The organism is Deinococcus sp. (assembly GCF_025362455.1).
Classification (GTDB): domain Bacteria; phylum Deinococcota; class Deinococci; order Deinococcales; family Deinococcaceae; genus Deinococcus.
Genome location: NZ_JANYGJ010000082.1, coordinates 1 through 18,397, shown reverse-complemented (window position 1 = coordinate 18,397; position 18,397 = coordinate 1). Strand labels below are relative to the sequence as shown.

General features: G+C 65.9%; 22 protein-coding genes. 11 read left to right on the top strand and 11 right to left on the bottom strand.

From position 1 onward, the window contains the following. Window position 1: 1 nt before the first annotated feature. Genes Q0R23_RS05895 through Q0R23_RS05885 form a run of 3 tightly spaced genes read right to left on the bottom strand, consistent with a single transcriptional unit; the run spans window position 2 to window position 3,094 of the window. Window positions 2-1,738 carry a HAMP domain-containing protein gene (locus Q0R23_RS05895; protein WP_293911407.1) on the bottom strand — a complete coding sequence of 579 codons (1,737 nt, stop codon included), beginning with the start codon at window positions 1,736-1,738 and terminating at the stop codon, window positions 2-4. A 52-nt stretch (window positions 1,739-1,790) separates the two neighbouring features. Then, the gene (locus Q0R23_RS05890) at window positions 1,791-2,225 is read right to left on the bottom strand and encodes a hypothetical protein (RefSeq protein ID WP_293911405.1); all 435 of its coding nucleotides are present in this window, start codon (window positions 2,223-2,225) and stop codon (window positions 1,791-1,793) included. Further along, window positions 2,222-3,094, bottom strand: a complete 873-nt coding sequence (locus Q0R23_RS05885; protein ID WP_293911403.1) for a hypothetical protein — start codon at window positions 3,092-3,094, stop codon at window positions 2,222-2,224. Before Q0R23_RS05885 ends, Q0R23_RS05890 begins: the two co-directional genes overlap by 4 nt. A 378-nt stretch (window positions 3,095-3,472) precedes the next feature. On the opposite strand from Q0R23_RS05885, the gene Q0R23_RS05880 reads away from it, so the two are divergent. Next, window positions 3,473-3,910: a hypothetical protein gene (locus tag Q0R23_RS05880; protein ID WP_293911401.1), complete on the top strand. Its 438-nt coding sequence runs from the start codon at window positions 3,473-3,475 to the stop codon at window positions 3,908-3,910. A gap of 287 nt (window positions 3,911-4,197) precedes the next feature. Here Q0R23_RS05880 and Q0R23_RS05875 read toward each other — a convergent pair whose 3' ends face one another. After that, a complete protein-coding gene (locus Q0R23_RS05875) occupies window positions 4,198-4,728 on the bottom strand; it encodes a phosphoribosyltransferase family protein (protein ID WP_293911398.1) in 531 nt (176 codons plus the stop codon). A 124-nt stretch (window positions 4,729-4,852) separates the two neighbouring features. On the opposite strand from Q0R23_RS05875, the gene Q0R23_RS05870 reads away from it, so the two are divergent. Next, complete coding sequence (locus Q0R23_RS05870) at window positions 4,853-5,338, top strand: hypothetical protein (protein ID WP_293911396.1); 486 nt, start codon at window positions 4,853-4,855, stop codon at window positions 5,336-5,338. A gap of 36 nt (window positions 5,339-5,374) precedes the next feature. Here Q0R23_RS05870 and Q0R23_RS05865 read toward each other — a convergent pair whose 3' ends face one another. Beyond that, window positions 5,375-7,048: a glycerol-3-phosphate acyltransferase gene (locus tag Q0R23_RS05865; RefSeq protein WP_293911394.1), complete on the bottom strand. Its 1,674-nt coding sequence runs from the start codon at window positions 7,046-7,048 to the stop codon at window positions 5,375-5,377. 567 nt (window positions 7,049-7,615) lie between these two features. On the opposite strand from Q0R23_RS05865, the gene Q0R23_RS05860 reads away from it, so the two are divergent. Further along, window positions 7,616-8,848, top strand: a complete 1,233-nt coding sequence (locus Q0R23_RS05860) for a transcription antitermination factor NusB (RefSeq protein ID WP_293911392.1) — start codon at window positions 7,616-7,618, stop codon at window positions 8,846-8,848. A 72-nt stretch (window positions 8,849-8,920) separates the two neighbouring features. Here the strand turns inward: Q0R23_RS05860 and Q0R23_RS05855 are convergent, their stop codons facing one another. The 4 genes from Q0R23_RS05855 to Q0R23_RS05840 all read right to left on the bottom strand — a co-directional run bounded on the left by Q0R23_RS05855 (window position 8,921) and on the right by Q0R23_RS05840 (window position 11,498). Beyond that, window positions 8,921-9,991 carry a CopD family protein gene (locus Q0R23_RS05855; protein WP_293911390.1) on the bottom strand — a complete coding sequence of 357 codons (1,071 nt, stop codon included), beginning with the start codon at window positions 9,989-9,991 and terminating at the stop codon, window positions 8,921-8,923. A gap of 2 nt (window positions 9,992-9,993) precedes the next feature. Next, window positions 9,994-10,410 (bottom strand): copper resistance protein CopC, encoded by a 417-nt coding sequence (locus tag Q0R23_RS05850; protein ID WP_293911388.1) that lies wholly within the window; start codon window positions 10,408-10,410, stop codon window positions 9,994-9,996. Window positions 10,411-10,482: 72 nt separating this feature from the next. Then, window positions 10,483-10,911: a DUF1775 domain-containing protein gene (locus Q0R23_RS05845; RefSeq protein WP_293911386.1), complete on the bottom strand. Its 429-nt coding sequence runs from the start codon at window positions 10,909-10,911 to the stop codon at window positions 10,483-10,485. 68 nt (window positions 10,912-10,979) lie between these two features. Then, window positions 10,980-11,498: a hypothetical protein gene (locus tag Q0R23_RS05840; protein WP_293911384.1), complete on the bottom strand. Its 519-nt coding sequence runs from the start codon at window positions 11,496-11,498 to the stop codon at window positions 10,980-10,982. Between the two features lie 153 nt (window positions 11,499-11,651). Between Q0R23_RS05840 and Q0R23_RS05835 the strand changes: the two genes are divergently transcribed. From Q0R23_RS05835 to Q0R23_RS05825, 3 genes are all read left to right on the top strand, one after another. After that, window positions 11,652-11,912: a hypothetical protein gene (locus Q0R23_RS05835; RefSeq protein WP_293911382.1), complete on the top strand. Its 261-nt coding sequence runs from the start codon at window positions 11,652-11,654 to the stop codon at window positions 11,910-11,912. Between the two features lie 49 nt (window positions 11,913-11,961). Beyond that, entirely contained in the window at window positions 11,962-12,423 is a 462-nt protein-coding gene (gene msrB, locus Q0R23_RS05830) for a peptide-methionine (R)-S-oxide reductase MsrB (RefSeq protein ID WP_293911379.1), read from the top strand. 114 nt (window positions 12,424-12,537) lie between these two features. Further along, window positions 12,538-13,371 carry a PIG-L deacetylase family protein gene (locus Q0R23_RS05825; protein ID WP_293911377.1) on the top strand — a complete coding sequence of 278 codons (834 nt, stop codon included), beginning with the start codon at window positions 12,538-12,540 and terminating at the stop codon, window positions 13,369-13,371. Between the two features lie 223 nt (window positions 13,372-13,594). On the opposite strand, the gene Q0R23_RS05820 is transcribed toward Q0R23_RS05825, so the two are convergent. Beyond that, on the bottom strand, window positions 13,595-14,125 hold the full coding sequence (locus Q0R23_RS05820) for a mismatch-specific DNA-glycosylase (RefSeq protein WP_293911375.1): 531 nt from the start codon (window positions 14,123-14,125) through the stop codon (window positions 13,595-13,597). Window position 14,126: 1 nt separating this feature from the next. Beyond that, a complete protein-coding gene (locus Q0R23_RS05815; RefSeq protein ID WP_293911409.1) occupies window positions 14,127-14,723 on the bottom strand; it encodes a sulfite oxidase-like oxidoreductase in 597 nt (198 codons plus the stop codon). A gap of 189 nt (window positions 14,724-14,912) precedes the next feature. Here Q0R23_RS05815 and Q0R23_RS05810 point away from each other — a divergent pair, with 189 nt between their 5' ends. The 5 genes from Q0R23_RS05810 (at window position 14,913) to greA (ending at window position 17,571) form a co-directional block, all read left to right on the top strand. Beyond that, a complete protein-coding gene (locus Q0R23_RS05810; RefSeq protein WP_293911373.1) occupies window positions 14,913-15,461 on the top strand; it encodes a hypothetical protein in 549 nt (182 codons plus the stop codon). Between the two features lie 24 nt (window positions 15,462-15,485). Continuing rightward, window positions 15,486-16,076 (top strand): hypothetical protein, encoded by a 591-nt coding sequence (locus tag Q0R23_RS05805; protein ID WP_293911371.1) that lies wholly within the window; start codon window positions 15,486-15,488, stop codon window positions 16,074-16,076. A 96-nt stretch (window positions 16,077-16,172) separates the two neighbouring features. Then, on the top strand, window positions 16,173-16,571 hold the full coding sequence (locus Q0R23_RS05800) for an NADH-quinone oxidoreductase subunit 15 (protein WP_293911369.1): 399 nt from the start codon (window positions 16,173-16,175) through the stop codon (window positions 16,569-16,571). A 126-nt stretch (window positions 16,572-16,697) separates the two neighbouring features. Continuing rightward, window positions 16,698-17,009: a stage V sporulation protein S gene (locus Q0R23_RS05795; RefSeq protein WP_293911366.1), complete on the top strand. Its 312-nt coding sequence runs from the start codon at window positions 16,698-16,700 to the stop codon at window positions 17,007-17,009. An 88-nt stretch (window positions 17,010-17,097) separates the two neighbouring features. Beyond that, window positions 17,098-17,571, top strand: coding sequence for a transcription elongation factor GreA (gene greA / locus Q0R23_RS05790; RefSeq protein ID WP_293911364.1), 474 nt, complete (start codon window positions 17,098-17,100; stop codon window positions 17,569-17,571). Window positions 17,572-18,397 lie beyond the last annotated feature (826 nt).

Below are 18,397 nucleotides of genomic sequence, written 5' to 3'. Positions count from 1 at the left end.
CTCAGACCTTGCGGCGCTTGCGAAGGCGCGACATCGCCGCGTCCAGGCTCAGACGCATCCGCTCCAGCGCCTGGGCCAGGTCGCCGACCTCATCGTTGACCTCAAAGCGCACGGGCTGGCTCAGGTCGCCGAGACTGATGGCGTCGGCGGCGCGGACCAGCCGGTCGATCGGCTCGACGATGCGGCGGGCGGCGCGGGCGGCCAGGGCGGCGGCGATCAGCCCGGCCAGCAACGAGGTGGCCAGCAGGGTCAGCAGGGTGTTGCGGAGCTGGGCCTGGGGACCGTCCACCGGCACGCCCACAGCGATGCGGTAGAGCAGGCGGTTTTTGCTGGTCTCGGTGGCGGGCACGGTCTCGCGGGTCCGGTCTTCCTTCTCATACACCCCGATTCGCTCCACCTGGTAGTTGCGGTTGGCGATACTCTGGTTGGCCGGGTCCTGAATGGCGGTCTTGAGCACCGTGGCCTGCTCCGAGTCCGAGGCGCCGATGGCGGTGAGCTGGGCGAGCTGGACCTTGAACAGATCGGCGGGCGTCTGGTTTTGCACGAACACGCCGCTTCTGGGATTGGCCTTGACCCAGGTGCTGACCCGCTCGTTGAGGATGCTGTCCAGGCCGGGCGTCTGGCTACGGAAAAAGGTGGTGCCGTCGGGGTATTCGAGCTGCACGAAACCCACCGAGTCGCGGTTGAGCAGCGTGCCGAGCTGCTGCTGCACGGTGTTCTGGTCGGAGGTGTTGAGCACCGAACCCACGGCGGCAGCGACGGTGGAGGCGCTGCTGGAGATCAAAGCCCGCTGGGCGCCTGTCAGCACGAAGGCCAGGGTCGCCAGGGTCAGGCCGGTGTAGACGATCAGCGGCGTCACCGAGGCGATGGTCAGGCGGCGCGAGAGCGGCTGACGGCGGCCCACCACCAGTTCCGGGGCCGACTGCATCATCAGGTCCGGGGTTTCCTCGGCGGCGGCGGCAGGCACGCTGAGGGTATCGGTGATGGTCAGCGCTCCGGTAAAATCCGACCAGATATCGGCGGGCGCCGACTCGGCGCTGGGCAGGGCACTGGCGTATTTCTGGGGCACGGACACGGGTCTGTCCGCTTCGGGCACAAACAAACCAGCACCTGAACTGGCGTTGCCACCGAAGCTCTCGGCAGCACTCTCGGCAGTGGCCGTGCTCAAGCCAGCATTGCCTGAGCCAGCATTGTTCGGGCCAGCATTGTTCGGGCCAGCACTGTTCGGGCCGGCACTGCCCAGTTCGCCGGGGAGCGGCGCGGGGGCGGCCAGCTCGGCCCAGTAATCGTCATTGACGGGGGCCGGGCGGGCAGACTCGCCCAGGCTGGCCGCAGGCGTGGCCAGGGCGGCGACCTGTTCACGGGGGCGCGGCACCTGGCCGAACTCGGTGGCCCGCAGGTCACTGTCGCCGCTGGGGGCGCCGAAGTTGGGGGCCGTCACGCCGGGCGTCGCCGCGCCGGGGCTGCTCGGCATGCGGTTGGCGGGAAGCGGCGCCGAGGCCACCGCGCCGTCTTCGAGAACGGGTTCGAGCCGCACGCTGGCGCCGACCTCACGGAAAATGTCGAGCAGCACGCGGGCACGCTCGTGATTGGTGGGCTTCATCAGACGCCCACCCCGGCGCGAGGCCAGTTTCTGGGACTGCTCGGCACTGAGCCCAAAGCGGTCTGAAAGCAGTTGCTGAAGCTGCCCTGAGACGGTCTCCGGCACAGCTTGTTCGATAACGACGGTGTACTTCATGCTTGCTCCCCATACTCGGCGGCCTGAACGGCGAAAAAAGGCGAATACCGCTTCACAGCAGCCCCCGCGTGCGAAGTTGACGTCCAAACGCCTGTCGCTGGGTGTCTTGCAGTTCCTGACCGAGCATTTTCAGCAGCGCCGCGAGGCGAACGGGTTGTGGCAGGTCTTCCATGGCGTCTTCCACCATCACCTCACCCATCGGCCCGATGCTGGCGACCAGTGCGGCGGTCACTCCGCGCAGGGTCGCCTGGTCCACCGCCTGATCCTGACGCTGGGCGCGGGCCGCGTACTGCTCGGCCAGCGCGACGGCGCTGCGGACCTGTTCGTCGTTGGGCGCCCCACCGCCTTCCGCCGCCGAGGGCGACCCCGCCTGAAAGGTTTCACCCACACCACTCAGCGCAGCGTTGGCCAGCGCGTCGAGAACGCGCCAGACCGAGAACGGCAGCGAGGTCTGATCGGTCACGCCCTGGGGCCAGCTCATGGTCATGGCAGTTCCCCGGCGCCGGAGATGGTCCACAGCGGCGAGTTCTGAAGCTCAGTCACCGGCAGGCTGCGGATGCGCAATTTCAGGCGGCGCAGCGAGGCGTCCGAGACGGCTCTCAGGGCGCCCCGCAGTTCGGTCACGTCGATGTCGGGGGCCACCTGGACCTGCTGGCCCTCCAGCCAGACCTCGCGGGCGAAGGGGTCGAGGCAGGGGTGATCGTCGGCCAGCTCCCCGGCGCAGGCCCGCCAGGCTTCGGCCAGACCGGCGGCCTGGGCACCTGCCAGCACGTAGATCTGCGACCAGAACCCGGCCAGCGCTCCGGCACTGAGCTGCTGCGGGGCGCTGACGGTGTAGACCAGGCCGCCGGTGGGCAGCGTTCCGGCCACCGGCTTGCCCGACTGCCAGTAGCTGATCGAGGCGCCGCCGACGCCGCCCATCAACGCTCCGGCGAAGGCGCTGCGGCTCAGTGCGCCCTGCACCTCCGGCCACGGCTCGCTGAGCGCTTCGGGCTGGGCGCCCCGGCACTGCCAGGCCAGGCTCACCACGGCGGGATCGACCAGTTGCAGTTGCAGCGTGGCGCGGGGAAAGGCCCGCATGAATTCGGACATGTTCAGGTCTCGGCCCTGGTCAAAGCCGCCCAGCGCCACACCGGCGTTCCAGAACAGCCGTCCCCGGCGGGTCTGGCCAGCAAAACCCTGTCCACCAGCACTCTGTTGCCGGGCTTCCAGCACCGCGCTGAGCAGGGGCCGGGCTTCCAGATCGGCGCAGATTTCGCTCCAGGGATAGTGATCTGTCGACAGGACATACTGCGCCTGCCGACTGAGAAGGGGCAGCCAGAAACGGGTGGGGGTGGGGGGGGTGGGGTCAGTCATTGTCACAGTCGTGTGCCTATTGAACGGTTTGGCCTCTTACACACCGCTTACTCACGCCTGATTTCGCACAGCGTGGCAGCTAAAGCGCGTCTGGACGCCAGAGTTTCGGCCCAAGCACAGGCGGCGGTATCTTTGGCTGAAGCGGCGCTGTCGTCTGGACGCGGCCCACAGGGACACACCGGAACAGACCAGTGTGGCGCCGGAGCTGAACAAAGCGCCGCACAACGGTCAGCAACTCACAGTTTGACACATCCGGGTGAGCACTCTCGGATGAACACAGTCGGATGAGCACTCTTGGATGAGCACTCTCGGATGGGCCGCGCTCCCACCACTCTGGCCCCCACTTCTCACGCGCTCCCCGCTATGCTCACAGGGCTGATGCGACGCCTCCCCTTGCTGCGCCTTCCCTTGCTGCGCCTTCCCTTGCTGCGTCTTCCCTTGCTGCGCCTTCCCTTGCTGCTTTGCGCCGCGCTGGCGCTCCTGAGCGGTTGCCGCTACAACTTCATTCCGGTGATCCCCGCAGAGGTGTCGCTCGAATTGCCGCTGCGCCTGACCAACGCCACGTTGCAGCGCCAGGGGGGCGAGCTGCTGGTGCGGGCGAAAGTCGAGGGGCCGGTCAGCAAGGGTTACCTGAGCGTCGTCTGGTACAGCGGCGACGCTGAACTGGGCCGCGACAGCCGCTACCTCGACGGCGCCGGACGCAGCGCCGAGTTCAGGCTCATGGCGCCGGACAAGGCCGATTACAAAGCCCTGCTGCTGTATCAGGGCGTGCTGCTGCGGCAACTGGATTTGAGAGAAGTCGATTCATTGAAATAAGTTGGATGTGAATGTGATAGATCGTCGTGTTCAATCTCAATATGGAACTGAAATCATCCTAAAACTTGACGCAGATGATAGTAAAGATCGTCCCCAACGCTGGTTGTATCAAGCATTTTCGAGGTCAATGGCGAATAAATAGCCTTGTTCTACATAACTTAAGAAGAAGACATCGAGAGAGCGAAGGGTCTCATTATTTGACAATTTATTTGACAATGAGACCCTTCGCTCTGTTCAAGGCAATAGGTGGCGAGTTGCGTCAGGCTCACTCCATCGGAGTCCTCACTTCACTTGAACAGCGGCAGGTGCCCCAGCGCCTTGACTTCGGGGCGTTCCTGGCCCTCGGTGAACACGGCGACGACAGCCGCGACCTCGCCGCCGACTTCCTCGATAATCTGGCGCAGGCTGGCGAGGGTGCCGCCGCTGGAGACCACATCGTCGACGATGGCGACCTTGCGGCCTCTGACCTTGCCCACATCGGCGCCGTCGAGGACCAGCAGTTGCGGCTTGCCGGTGGTGATGCTGATGACCTCGCGGGCGACCGGCTCGACCATGTACGGCTTGACCGTCTTGCGAATGACGATGTAGGGCAGCTTCGACTCGCGGCTGATGACGTGCGCCAGGCTCAGGGCCTTGACCTCCGGCGTCACCAGAACCTCGATGTCCGGGGGCAGCAGTTTGGCCAGCGCCGCACCCGCCGCCTCGGTCACCTCGGTATCGCCGAGCATGTTAAACAGCGCCACCGAGACGCCCGGCGCGACCTCGACAATCGGCAGCTCGCGCTTCACGCCACCGACCTGAACAAAGTAAGTTTTCACGGTGAGGCATTGTAGCAGGGGTCCGGAACGGATCATCCCCGGCGTGGGGGAAGGGCCAAGATCGGACGTGAGCTAAGCCAGGCAGCGCATGTCATCGGTGACCAGCCCGCGTTAACCTGCCGACATGTTCTATGTCCTGTCTGGTGCGGGTGCTTCCGGAAAGTCCACGCTGCTGCCTCTCCTCAGAAAAAGCCGCCCAGACGTGCGCTGGCACGACTTCGACGAGCTGTGGACCGGCGGCGGCAAGGTGGAGCGCCAGCAGCTCACCGAACGCTGGGTTGGGCGTGCGCTGGAACACGGCGGCCCGTTCGGTCTGCTCTGTCAATGCCCCCTGGGCGAGATTCTGTGTGCTCCCAGTGCGGAGCGGCTGACTGGTATCCGGCATCTGCTCCTCGACCTGGGCGACGTGGAGCGGGTTATTCGCCTGCGGATTCGGGACGGCGAAGCGACCCAGGACATGCTCAACTGGGCCGCCTGGCTGCGCGTTCATCAGGCGCTGCCCGACTGGCACGGCCAGGACCCCGCCACCCTGAGCTGGCCCGGACAGACCCTCGACCTCAGCGGTCTGAGCCCTGAAGGGAGCGCCGAAGCGGTCCTGGCCTGCCTCTAAGGCAGTTTCGCCCTTCCCACGTGCCACCCGCCCGCCCTAATCCACCACCTCGAAGCCCAGCTTCTCCGCTTGCTCCACGAAAAAGTTGATGTTCTCGCTCAGCGTCTGCGGCCCCAGGCTCTTGCGGTGGTGCTCGCCCGTCGCCGTCAGGATCAGGGTTTCGGCCAGGCAGGCGGGCACGGCGCCGTCGCCGAAGTGTAGGTCCACGCTGCTGGTCATGCCGCCGGGCGGGCGCACCACGCCGCCGGGAATGACCCGCACACCGGGAAGGCTCGCCACCGATTCATGTACGTCGGCGGGTCGGCCCTCGTCGAAGATCCAGGTGCCAGGCCCCACATGCTCCGGAAAAATCACCGGGTTGGGGTCGCTGGTGGCGGTGAAGATCAGGTCGGCCTCCCTGAGCGTGGCGTAGTCGGTAGAGGTCACGATCTCGGTGCCTGGATTGGCCCGGCGCAGGCTGACGGCGCTGCGTTCCAGCCGCTCCAGGTCGCGCCCGATCATGATGAGTCTGCGAACCTGCGGCGCCACCGTGCGGGCGATGCCGAAGGCCACCACGCCGTTGGCCCCGACCACCGCCGCCGTCGCCTGTGACAGCTCGCGGCCCCCGGCGGCGAAGTGGCTCAGGATGCCGGGAATCGCCGCCTTGATGGTGCCCGACGTGTACGCCCCGCCGTTGGTGACGGTGATCTGCGGCACGGCCTCCTGCACGTCCAGGCCCTTGTTGCCCACCACGCTCCAGAAGGCGCCCAGCCCGAAGACCGAGGCGCCCAGTTCGCGGGCCAGTTTGGCGCCCTCGATGGCCCGGCGGGTCGCCAGCGCCGGGTCGTCGCGAAAGACTTCGGGCAGCAGCGGACTGCTGAGCAGATACGCCCGGATGCTCTGACCGCCTACCGTGCGAATGCCGTGCAGCTCACCGATCTTCATCGGGCGCAAGCTGGCGGCGACGCTGCGCACGGCGGCCTCGCTCAGCAGGCCCCGCTCGACCAGCGGGCGCATCCAGGCAAAGCGTCTGGTCTGCCAGAAGTCCTCGATGGTCAGCGGATGGATCATGAAGGCCGCCAGCACCTCGTCCGGGCGTTTGCCCTCCATCGGCACGTCGTCGCCCAGCCGGGGCTCGGTGCGGTCGAGTACCCTGCCCAGGTTTTCCTTGAAGCGCCAGGCAGCCGCGCCCAGCAGCCCCAGAGCGCCGAGTTTGGCCACCAGTGCCAGCGGCGAGAAGGCCGCCAGCAGCGCAAACGCCAGCAGTCCGGCCAGCGTGGCGAGCGACACGTAGCCGCTCAGGCCCAGCACGGCGGCGTAGACGACAATCGGCGTCAGGGTGAGCCACAGACTCAGCCCCCCGGCCACGTTCAGCGCCGCGAACACGCCCAGCAGCACCAGGTTGCCCCGGCCACGCGGCGGCAGCGGCCCGTAGAGCACCCTGGGCGGATTGAGGTGGCCCAGATACGCCGAGAGCCCTGAGAGCACGCACAGCTCAGGGCTGCCCAGGGCCGAGGCCGTCAGCACCGCCACAAAGCCCTTGGCGGCGTCCAGGGCGGCGCTGCCGACTGCCGCGCCCAGACCCACCCGGCGCACCATGTTCTCGACACCCAGGTTGTAGGCACTGCTCAGGCGGCTGTCCTGGCCCCGGCGAGACAGGAGCCAGTGGCCCAGCGGCAAAGTGCCGACCAGGAAGGCCAGCGCGAGGAGAAGAATCGACAAAAACACCATGCCCGGCATTGTAGAGGCTGCGGCTGTGCCGTGTTCTGGACGGGGGATGGGCGGTTGGGTTGCGTTGTTGGGGCTTCAGCTTTTTGCGAATGCGAATGCACCCCCACCCCCCAGCCCCCGCCCCGGTGGGGCGAGGGGGTTTGTCGCTGCGCTCGGCATGGTACATCTGATTCGTCCCACACGCTCAATTCTTCGCCGCGTTCTCCCCATCGTGTAGCTCACGTAGGGCGCCCGTGCTCCACATCTGGTCATAACTGACTTCGCTGGAAGGTAGTGGTTTACTCCAGTCAAAAACGCTCACTGGGCGCCTGTTGTTAACCCCTCTACCTCTGGGAGAGTCGCAGACCTGAGGAGTGGCGTCCTCATGGGGAGGAATGGCACCCTCATGGGTGTCCGCTCATGACGACAGTCCGTTCACGACGAGTGCTTGCAGAGGGGCGCTGCGCAGCAGCAGGGTGAGGGAAAGTGAGCGCAGCGCATGCCCTCCCTCCGTCCCCGCCTCCCGCATCCCGCGCACCGCTTCCCGCCTACCCCATTCCACTCCCCACGAGCCGCTATGCTGCAATGATGACCACTCCGTCTCCCAATCCTGCCCGCGAGGTGGCCGCCCGCGTGCTGACCCGCGTGCTCGGCGGCGCCTACGCCTCGCCGGAACTCGACCGCGAACTCAAACGTGCCCGCCTATCGACCCGTGACGCCGGGCTGGCGACCCAGCTCGTGTACGGCACGCTGCGCCACTACCGCACGCTGGACGCGGCGCTGAAGCCGCTGCTGCAAGGCGCGACCCGCGACAGTGCCCGCGCCGTGCTGCTGGCCGGTGCCTACGAGAAACTGGTGCTGGGCACGCCGCCGCACGCCGTCGTCAACGAATATGTGGACCTGGCACGCGGCGGCTTCGGCCCACCCGGACTGGTCAACGCCGTGCTGCGGCGCCTGGAAGACCTGCCCCCGGTCTCGGCGCTGCCGAGCTGGCTGGCCACCGAGGTCCACCACGCCTACGGAGAGAGGGCGAACGCGGCGATTGCCAGCCTGCTCGAACCCCAGCCGACCTGGCTGCGCCTGACCCAAGGAGGTGTGGGCGCCCTGCGCGGCGAGGGCTGCGAGGTCGAGGACGGCTACGGCGACGTCTACCGCGTCTCGCTGTCGCGGCCACTGGGCGTCACCACGGCCTTCATGAGCGGCTGGGCGCAGCCGATCAACCCGGCCAGCTTCGCCTGCGTGCTGGCGCTGGGCGAGGTGGACGGTGAGCGCGTCCTCGATCTGGCGGGCGGCGCGGGCATCAAGGCGGCCATGCTGGCGTCGAGGGGCGCAAGCGTCACCAGCATCGACTCTGCCGAGAAAAAGGTGCGCCCGGCGCGGCAGAACATGGGCAGGCTGCACCTCAAGGCCGAGTTTCTGACCCTGGACCTGACCCAGCCGCAAGATCCAGCCCTGGCCGCCAGCAAAGTGCTGCTCGACGCCCCGTGCAGCGGCAGCGGCACCCTGCGCGGCCACCCTGAAATCGCCCTGCGCCTGAACGAGCAGGCCGTGCGCGAGGCGGCGGCGCTCCAGGCCGAGCTGCTGGACGGTTGCGCGGCGCTGGTGCTCCCCGGCGGCACGTTCGTCTACAGCGTGTGCAGCATCAGCCCCGCCGAGGGTCCGCAGCAGATAGAGCGCTTTCTGGCGGCCCATCCGGAGTTCAGCCCGGCTCCCCTGCCCGACTTGCTGGTGCCGACCATCCAAAGCGGCCAGGGCGTGCTGACCGTGATGGACGGCGGCGTGGACGGCTTCTTCATCGCCCGGATGCAGCGCCAGGCCTGAGACCACAGACCGCAGGCGCTTTCAGAGAGCTGGTCTCCTGAAGGCGCCTGGTTTGATCTGGACGATACTCGCTCAATTCGCAAACACCACCGTCGCCACCTCACCGCCCTGCGAGAGTTCGAGCTGAAACTGGCCGGTCATCCAGACACGGGTTCGGGCACGCAGCCCACGTCCGTCTGGTTGCATATCGAGCGTCTGAGCGGGCATCGGGTGGCCCTGCATCAGCAGCCGGGCACCTAGACCACTCAATGCCGGGCTTACCCGCAGCTCCACGTCGCCGGGGCCGCTGAGCACGAGCTGACCGCTGATCGGCTGAGCGGCCAGCGTCACCGCCACCGGCACCACCTGGCGCTGAAACTGGGCGGTGACCGGCGGCGGCGTGGTCGCCAGCGCCCCGGAGGCGCCCAGCACGCCCAGCAGCAGCGCCGCCTCGGCGATCAGGTGGGTGCGCCTGGCCTGCACGCCAGTGGCGCGGTCCGTCAAGGCCCGCCGCACCAGCAACGCCGCCAGCAGCGCCAGGCCCAGCAGCCCCAGCTTGAGCAGCAGTGTCAGGCCCCAGGTGCTGCCGCGTAGCGCAGCCCACACCAGCGCGGCGGGCAGGTGTGAGAGCGAGGCCGCCACGCCGCTGAGCAGCAACGCGCCCAGGCAGCTCAGCGCCAGCCTGGTGAATCTCCGGGTGGCGGCCAGGTCGGGCGGGCGCAGCACCAGGCCCAGCACCCCGCCGACCCAGATGGCCGCCGCACCCGCGTGCAGCGCCGCGACGGGCACCCAGACGCCGCCCAGCTCGCCCGCGTGACCGGCACGCCCCACCGCCCACAGCAGTAGCGCCCAGCAGGGCCAGGCCAGCCAGGACCAGCTCTGCACCTCAGCCGCCAGCAGCAGCACTGCTAGCAAGCCGCGCAGCAGCGCCAGGCGACCCTGCGGCGTGGACTGCAAAAAGTCGAGCAGATCGGGCAGTCCCAGACCCAGCTCATTCAGGGTGCTGCCGACTTCCAGACCGGCGCCTGTCAGCAGCAGCGCCGCGCCCAGGCCCGACCACCACAGCGGCAGGCGGGCGATTCGCAGCGCATCCAGGGCCGCGCTGCCCAGCAGCAGCGAGAGCCCCAGCGCCGTCAGCGTCTGAGCGGCGACGAGGGCGCTCACGCTCATTTGATGCGGAAGACCGACTGGCCGCTGACCGGGTGGCCGTCGTCCGAAAGCAGGTGCCACATGACCACGTAGGCGCCGGGTTTGAGCCCGGCTCTGAGGGGGATCTGCACACGGGCGGCCAAGCCAGAGGCGCCGGGAAACAGATCGGCGCGCTCGGCGCTGTCGTATTTCAGATTCAGCTTGGCCTTGCTCAGCGCGGCGGCGTCGCTCCCGGCGGGCAGGGCGTAGACCTTGAAGGTCGAGAAGCGCAGGTTGACCGGCTCGCTCAGGTCGAGCGTCACCGTTTTCGGCGCCGCGACACTGCTGCTGGCTGCCGGAACCATGTGAGTCACTTCGGTGTGGGCGGCGGCAGTGCCGGTCAGGACGGTGAACGTCAGGACTGCGCCAGCGAGTAGCAAGTTAAATCTAAGCATGGTGTTCCTCCGTGAAGGTGGAAAGTCCCCGACGCGCCGGGCGAGCAGGGCGCGTCAGGACCGGGTTTAGCCCTACTTGACGCTGACCTTGCTGGCCGGAGCCCCCGCCGGGTCGGTGTCGTCCCAGGCGACCACGCTGCCGCCCTGGTACTTCTGATAGATCTTCCAGCTCAGTTCGGCAGGCTGCTCAGGGTTGCGGGCCTGAAAATAGAAGCGGGCGTATTCCATCGGCCTGATGCTGCCGCGCCAGATCACTTCGGTCATCAGCCCCGCCGCGTCCTTGGTGACGCTGCGAGCAAAGCCGGGCGAGGTCTGAAAGCGGGTGATGGTCAGCCCCGCAGGCACGACCAGCCGGACCTCGGTGGTGGCCATGTCCTTCTCGACGGGCACGCTGACACGGTAGGTTTCGCTCTGGCCGATTTTGCTTTCGCTCAGACCCGCCTCGGTGCGAACGACGGCGTGGGCCAGGGCAGGCGCGGCGCTCAGGGCAGCAAGCAACAAGGCGGTGCGAAATTAGGTAGGCATGGGTATCCTTTCGGGCTTGAACGGGGGGGTGAGTCGCGTGGCGTTCAGGCCGGAAAGGGTGGAGCGCGAGCGTCGAAGTCGGCAACGCTCAGACGAGGCGCAGAGGCGGGCCAGACGGTGACAGTGGGCACTGATTCTGACTGCACAGGCGGCGATGCCACCGCCACGGCTTCCAGTGCGAAGGCCGCCGTGAAGCAAAACGGGCAGTGTCCGGCGTGATGGCTGGGTGCAGACGGTGCCGGGGGCGCGTTGGCGCGGTGCGTCTGCCGAAGGTCACGGCCCTGAGTTGGCGCAGATTTTGCCTGCCGTGATGCGCCCTGGTCGGCGCCGGGCGGCCCGGCGGGCATCTCCATCTGATCCGTGACGTGGGCGTCGGCGGCAGACCCCAGCGGCACCGAACCGGACATCAGGTTCGTCAGGGCGCTGCCTGGCCCCATCACCATCGTCCCCGTCAGCACCGTCTGGTCGCGGGTCAGGTAGGCCAGCGAGGCGGCCAGCCACAGCAGCGCCATCAGACCGCGCAGGCTGCGGGTCAGGGCGAGTCGGGTCCGGCGGCGAGGCATCCGTGCCGACTCTAGCGCGGGGTGACGCCACCGAGCCGGGACGAAGGGGATGGTTATGACGCATCAACAGGGCAGGCACCCAAAGAATGAATGTCCAGCCAATGCCTCGGCCCCTGGTACGCCCACCGGTCTGCCCGGCGCACAATAGCCAGCGTGAACGAAACGCCCACGACCGACCAGCTCCAGACCATCCAGCTTCAGACGCTGAACGCTGCCCCCGTCTACTGGACCGCCCAGGCCATGCAGGAGCAGGGCAGCCGCTTCTTCCAGCACCTCGGCGCGGCCCTGTTCGCCGCCGACCTGGCCAACCGCCGCATTATCTACATGACCTGGCCCGAAGCGTGCTGGGACTTCTACCAGCGCGGCCTGATTCTGCAAGCCGCACAGGAAACAGGGGCCGAACAGGAACATTGAGGCTGGCTTTTCTTACCTTGCTGCTGGCGACGCGGCGCTACCCTGGGTCATGACTTCTGCACCCAAATTACCCTTCACCAAGCCCAGCGACGAGGAACTTCGCGCCCGCCTGAGCGCCGAGCAGTACCAGGTGACCCAGCACGAGGGCACCGAGCGGCCCTACAGCGGCGAATACTGGGACACGGCGGCGCCGGGCATTTACACAGACATCGTGTCGGGCGAGCCGCTGTTTTCCTCACTCGACAAGTACGACGCGGGCTGCGGCTGGCCGAGCTTCACCCGCCCCATCGCCGACGCCATGATCGTCGAAAACGTGGACCGGCGCCACTTTATGACCCGCACGGAAGTTCGCTCCGGCGTGGCCGACTCGCATCTGGGGCATGTTTTCAACGACGGCCCCAAGGCACAGGGCGGACTGCGCTACTGCATCAACTCGGCGGCGCTGAAATTCGTGCCCGCCACCGAGCTGGAAGCGCAGGGGTACGGCGAGTACGCCAGGTTGTTTGGCTGAACGCCGGGCAGGACATATCGAGCAGGCCCCGGACATGGCGCGTCGTCCGGGGCCTGCTCCATCCTGAACACCGCCAACAGACGGCGCCGCGAGACCTGCTCTAGACTCTCTGGTATGACGTTTTCTAGACAGCCGGTCATCCTCGCCGTGTTCGCCCACCCCGACGACGAAGCCTTCAGTGTCGGCGGCACGCTGGCCCACTACGCCCAGCGCGGCGTCAAGGTGGTGCTGGCCTGCGCCACACGCGGCGAGGCGGGCAAGATCAGCGACCCCAGCATGACCATTGCCGACCTCGGCAAACACCGCGAGGACGAACTGCGCCGCGCCACCGCCGCCCTGGGCATTCCGGACCCGGTGTTTCTGGATTACCACGATTCAGGCAGGCAGGAACGCACCCGCTTCGACGACCCGTTGGCGCTGCTCAACGTCGATCCGTTCGAGATCGAACTCAAGCTGCGCGAGCTGATCGCCCAGGTCAGGCCCGACATCATCATCACCTTCGACCCGCACGGCGGCTACGGCCACATCGACCACCTCCAGATTCACCGGGCCACCGCCGCCGCCTTTTTTAGCAGCGGGGAGGTGGAGGGCGGCGGCCCCAGACGGCTGTATTTCACCGCCCTGAGCGTGGAGGCCGCCGAGGGCATCGCCCGGCTGGGCCAGGACCTCGACCCGCACCTGTACGGCGTCAGCGACGACACGGTGGCGGTGCGTCTGGACGTCAGCGCCCAGGCCGAACGCAAAAAGGCCGCGCTGATCGCCCACGGCTCGCAGACGGGCCCCAACTCGCTGATGGGTAAGATGTCACCCGAAGAACGCGAGGCGATGGAGCGCCGGATGCTCGGCAGCGAGGGCTTCTCGATAGGCGGCACCAGAACCGGCCTCCCCAGCTTCCCCATGCGCGGCCTGTTCGCCGGTCTGGGCGAGTTCGAAGCGCTGGACGACTGATCCGAGAGTAAGCAGAATTACGTGTGGGGCGGGGACGCTGCTAGGAGGCCCCCTCTGCAAGCAGGTCTACGACTCACCCGCAGGGGGCGACTGGTACAGCTCCGCAGGAGAGGGGTCAACATTTTAGGCTGTTCGAGAATCGAGTAGATCCCGTGTCAGAGCAACATCCCTGCCCCCTTCTCTTCCCTTTCCCACAAGCCACGAGCCACGCGCCACAAGCCAGTCACAGACGCCGCGCCAGCTCCTCCCACGGCCCAATCTGAAAATGGTTGTGGCCCAGCGGACTGGTGCTCGGCAATATCCAGACCTCGGCGCCTTCGAGCCGTGCTGGTTGCTGTCCATACGGCAATTGGCCTGTCGCCACGCCCAGCACCTCGCTGGCGGCGCGTTTGCTGGTGAATGCTACCCGCTGCGGGCGGTAATGCGAGAGCCGCGTCCGGAGTTCATCCGGCGCCCAGGCGTCAGCGGGCAGGGCCGCGTCGGCTCCGGCATGGCGCTTGGCCACGTCGGTCAGGCCGATGCCCAATGCCAACAGCAGCGGGAATTCCTGGGGCGCGTACTGGCGCGGCGTGAATCCGGCCTGGTGCAGCGTGCGCCAGAACTTGTTCTGTGGGTTGGCGTAGTAGGCCCCCGCCCTGGCGCTGATGGTGCTCGGCGCGCTGCCAACGAACACCAGCCGCAGCCCCGGAGAGAGCGAATCCGGAACGAGGTGGCCGGTGGTGCCCGGCAGATCTGGGGCTTCAGTCGTTATCAACTCAGTCGTCGCTATAGCGCTCTTCCTTGAAGGGATCGCCGCGCATGTGGTAGCCGTTGCGCTCCCAGAAGCCGGGCGCGTCGGCGCTGATGAATTCCAGGCCGCTGATCCACTTGGCGCTCTTCCAGAAAAACAGGTGCGGCACCACCAGTCGCAGCGGGCCACCGTGTTCGGTCTCCAGCGGCTTGTCGCCGAAACGGCTGGCCAGCAGATTCGCCGGAAGTACGAAATCGCTCAGGGCCAGGTTGGTGGTGTAGCCGCCCACCGAGTGAATCATCACATGGGTCGCTTCGGGTTTCGGCTCGATCAGCGTCATCAGATCGGGCACGGCGATGCCGGTCCAGATCGTGTCGAGCTTGCTCCAGTGGGTGACGCAGTGGATGTCGTAGGTCAGCGTCGTCTGCGGCAGGGCGCTCAGCTCGGTCCACGAGAAGGTGCGCGGGGTGGCCAGGCCGGACACCTCGATGGTCACGTCTTCGAGCTTGTAGCGCGGCGCCGGGCCGTAGGTCAGCACCGGAAAACGGGTGGTCAGCGACTGGCCCGGCGGAATACGGCCATCCATGTCATCCTTGGGTTTTTTGAAAAAGTTTCCGAGCATGCCGTATTCAACCCCACGCCCGGCGGCGAGCACGGTAAGCCGGGCAGCCTTCTGCGCCGTCTTCTGCGCCGTCTTCTGCAACGTCTTCTGTGCCCCGGCCCGCTGGACCAAGGCCACATGAACGGGGCTTTCACCTTCGCTTAAGGCAATGTCACGTCCGCATCAGTTTGGTGAGGCAAAGTGAGAGGCATGAACAACAAGATGCTGGGTCTGGTGGGGATGGTCGGTTTGACGGGACTCCTCGCCTCGTGCAACGTGACGGTGACGCCGGGCGGTACTACGGACAATCTGCAACTGTCGAACGTCAGCGAGTTTTCTAGCGTGTACTCTCTGAGATCGGCACAGACCGATCAGACGGGGGCCAGCTACGCTGCGGGCACTTACGTGATTTGCGACAACATTGATACAGACATCACGGTTGGGTACAGGTGGACTGGCGGCATCAAAAAGGTCGCCTTCCAGCTCGTGGGATACAACAACGGTGGCAACTCAGATACCTATAGCTACACCTATACGTTGACTGACTTCTCTGGCTCAGACAGTCTGACAGGAACGATTGGTGCGGGTCTGGCGCCACTCAAGATTCATGACGGTCTTAAGCGTCAGGCAATCATAGTGAACCCGGTTTTTGTCGTCAAAGGTAAGAGCTATGTGCGGGTACAAGGCGTGGACAGTTACGGCAATAAGTCTAACGTCGTTGAGAGCCCGACTGTTATTCTCATCGCCGACTGCAAGTAAGCGCGAACCCCAAGGAGAACCACCATGCAACTCAACGCCAAACTGTTCGCTGCCGCCCTCGCGCTGCCCCTCCTGCTCGCCGCCTGCGGAAGCGCCAGCACGTCGAGTGGTAGCGTCGTGTTCAATTCACTTCAGACTGAATATAAGGACCAAACGGGTAACTTCGTCGCCTGTGACAACACCACGTTGCAGGGCGGCGGCACGACCAAGATCACTTCGGTCAGTGTCAAATACAGCGCCAGCGGTACGGTCAACAGCCTGGACATCGGCCTGCGCGGCTCGACCACCAGCGATAAAGATGCCAACTACAACGTCAACGTACCCGGCACCAGCCTGACCGACCTCGGTGGCGGCAACTTCAAGACGGTGTTCACGGCTGATTCCTCGGTCAACCTGCTCCCCAACAGCCTTCAGCCCCTCAAGATCACGGTCAACCCCAATCCCAACGTGGTCATCAAGAACGTAACCACCAGCGGCGACGTGGGTAGCTTCTACACCCGGTTGGCCATCAATACCCCTACCGGCAGCGCCGAAACCACTAGCCTGATCGTGGCTCCCCGCGTAAAGGTCTACACGAGCTGCACTGTCACCAGCACCACCGCCGAACAGCTCTAACCCGTCTATCAGCCCTTACACCGCCCCACTGTGGGCGGTTTTTTGCGGCCCTACTTACCCGGCGCTCCTCACCCGCCCGGCGCTACACTGAAGGCAATGTCAACCCACCCGAACTCGGACGCGGCGCTCTACACCTCGTGGCTCACCCTGCTCGGCTGGCTTGAGGAAGAAGCGGCGGCCCGCAACCTGCATCTGACCAAAGTGGCCGACTTTCCCGATTACATCTACCGCATGGAGCGCCCCTACGACCTGCCCACCACGACCATGAGCGTCAGCCTGGGCCGCGCGGCTCACATCGGTGACGGCGCCCTGCTGCTGGCCTCGGTCAGCCCGCGCCATGTGGACCTCAAAGGCATTTCGCTGCGGCTGCTCGGCGGCAGCAAACACTGGCACCTGCACGCCGGGTCGAGTGGCCTGCTCGAAGGCAAGCGGCCTTTCACCAGGGCGCGGCTGGGCCTGCTGCTCGACGGTGTGCAGGAAGGTGTGGGCGCCTGAGCCCCGGACCACCCGCTGCCCAGATTGACCCGGCCCCGATTTGACCCGGCCCCGATTCGACCCGGCCATAGTTTGACCCAGCTCCCGGCTGAGCGTAGATTGAGCGCCTACTGACGGGGTGCGACTATGGGAGAGACGCTGCGCGTTTCGGGGAAATCACGGCCCAACGCCGTTGCTGGCGCTATCGCTGCGCTCCTTCGCAGCGAGGGGCTGCTGGAGGTGCAGGCCATCGGCCCGGCGGCGGTCAACCAGACGGTCAAGGCGCTGGCGATTGCACGCGGCTACCTGGTGGCCGACGGCCTGGACCTCAGCGCCCAGCCCGCCTTCGTCAAACTGGAAATGGAGGACGAGGAGCGCACCGCCGTCCGGTTCCTGGTGCGCCGCGAGGCGGTCCAGGTCAGCGAGCCGACGGACCTCACCGCCCTGCTGCCTCACTGAGTACCGGCCTGGTGAGTGCCGGGCCACGCTCCAGCGAGGTGGCCTCCGGGCGCTCACCGCGCAGCGGCGCTCTATACTGGGGAAACGCATGACCAGACCCAAGATTTCCATGACCCGTCGGGGCGTTGAGAAGCTCGCCGACACCCTCAATTTCCTCAAAACCGCCAAGCGCGAGCAGATCAGCGAATACATGGGCACCGCCCTGGCCGACGGCGACCTGCGCGAAAGCGCCGCCTACGACGAGGCCCGCATGCAGCAGTCGGAAAACGAGTCGCGCATCATGGAACTCGAAGACCAGCTTGAGCGGGCCGTCATCGTCGAGGAAAGCGCCCAGAACGGCGTCGGCCTCGGCGCCAAAATCCGCGTGCAGGACGCCAGGGGCATCGAGCGCGACTTCGAGATCGTCGGCACCTACGAAGTCGACGTGCTCAATGGCCGCATCAGCGATCAGTCGCCCATCGGGCAGGCCCTGGCCGGGCACCGCGAGGGCGACACCGTGACGGTGCAGCTTCCCAAAGGCACCAGCACCTTCAAGCTGCTGACCGTCAGCTACGACAACTGAGCAGCGGTGGTGGGGAAGCAGTGACTGGCCCGAACAGGAAACTCGAACAGGAAAAATTAAACAGGAAAATTAAACACAGCCGCGCCCAATCGACGGGGCGCGGCTGTGTTTGGACCAACTTCAGTGTTTGGACCAACTTCAGCCCTTGTTTGGACCAACTCCGGTTCTCAGGAAGGCAGGGTGATGGGGTCGTGACGCCGCAGCAGAGCGGCCAGACCGGCCAGCCCTAGCAGCGCGACGTTGATACAGACCCAGAGAATAAGGACCAGAGTGATTGGGTTCATCTACGCCCGTAGTATGAAGTTAACGTAAACGAAAAAGTGTAGATCACGCCACACGGATCAGCTTGGTCAGCTTTGGTGAAGATCGTCTCAGGGTTGAGCGGCCCGGCCCGATCCGGTTTTCACATCCAGTTTTCGTGCGCCCAGCGGGTGCTAAGTATCTCCTTGTAAAGCTTTAGGTTTACCGAGCGGAGCGAGTGAGGAAGAAAGTGTGTCCTTGCTAACGTTTCGGGCTTCCGCAAACAGCGCTTCATCCCTCCACTCCCGCCAGGACACACTTAGAGCAGATGTCATAAAAAGACCCTTTTTATGACCGAGCGGAGCGAGTAGTTTTGACTGAGTAGGACGCAGAATGGAGGCGCGGGGAGGCTGTTTTCCCCGTGGCGTAATTCGGAGTACTGCACTAGTACATTGATTTCTATATTTTGATACCCTTGTAGTGACGACTCATCTTTTCGCGACAGTGTTCTACGGTGAAGTGCCAGTTCACCGTCGTTCCAGCGGTGTTTCTCTGGTCAATCCAGCTCGTCACTTCATCCTTCAGG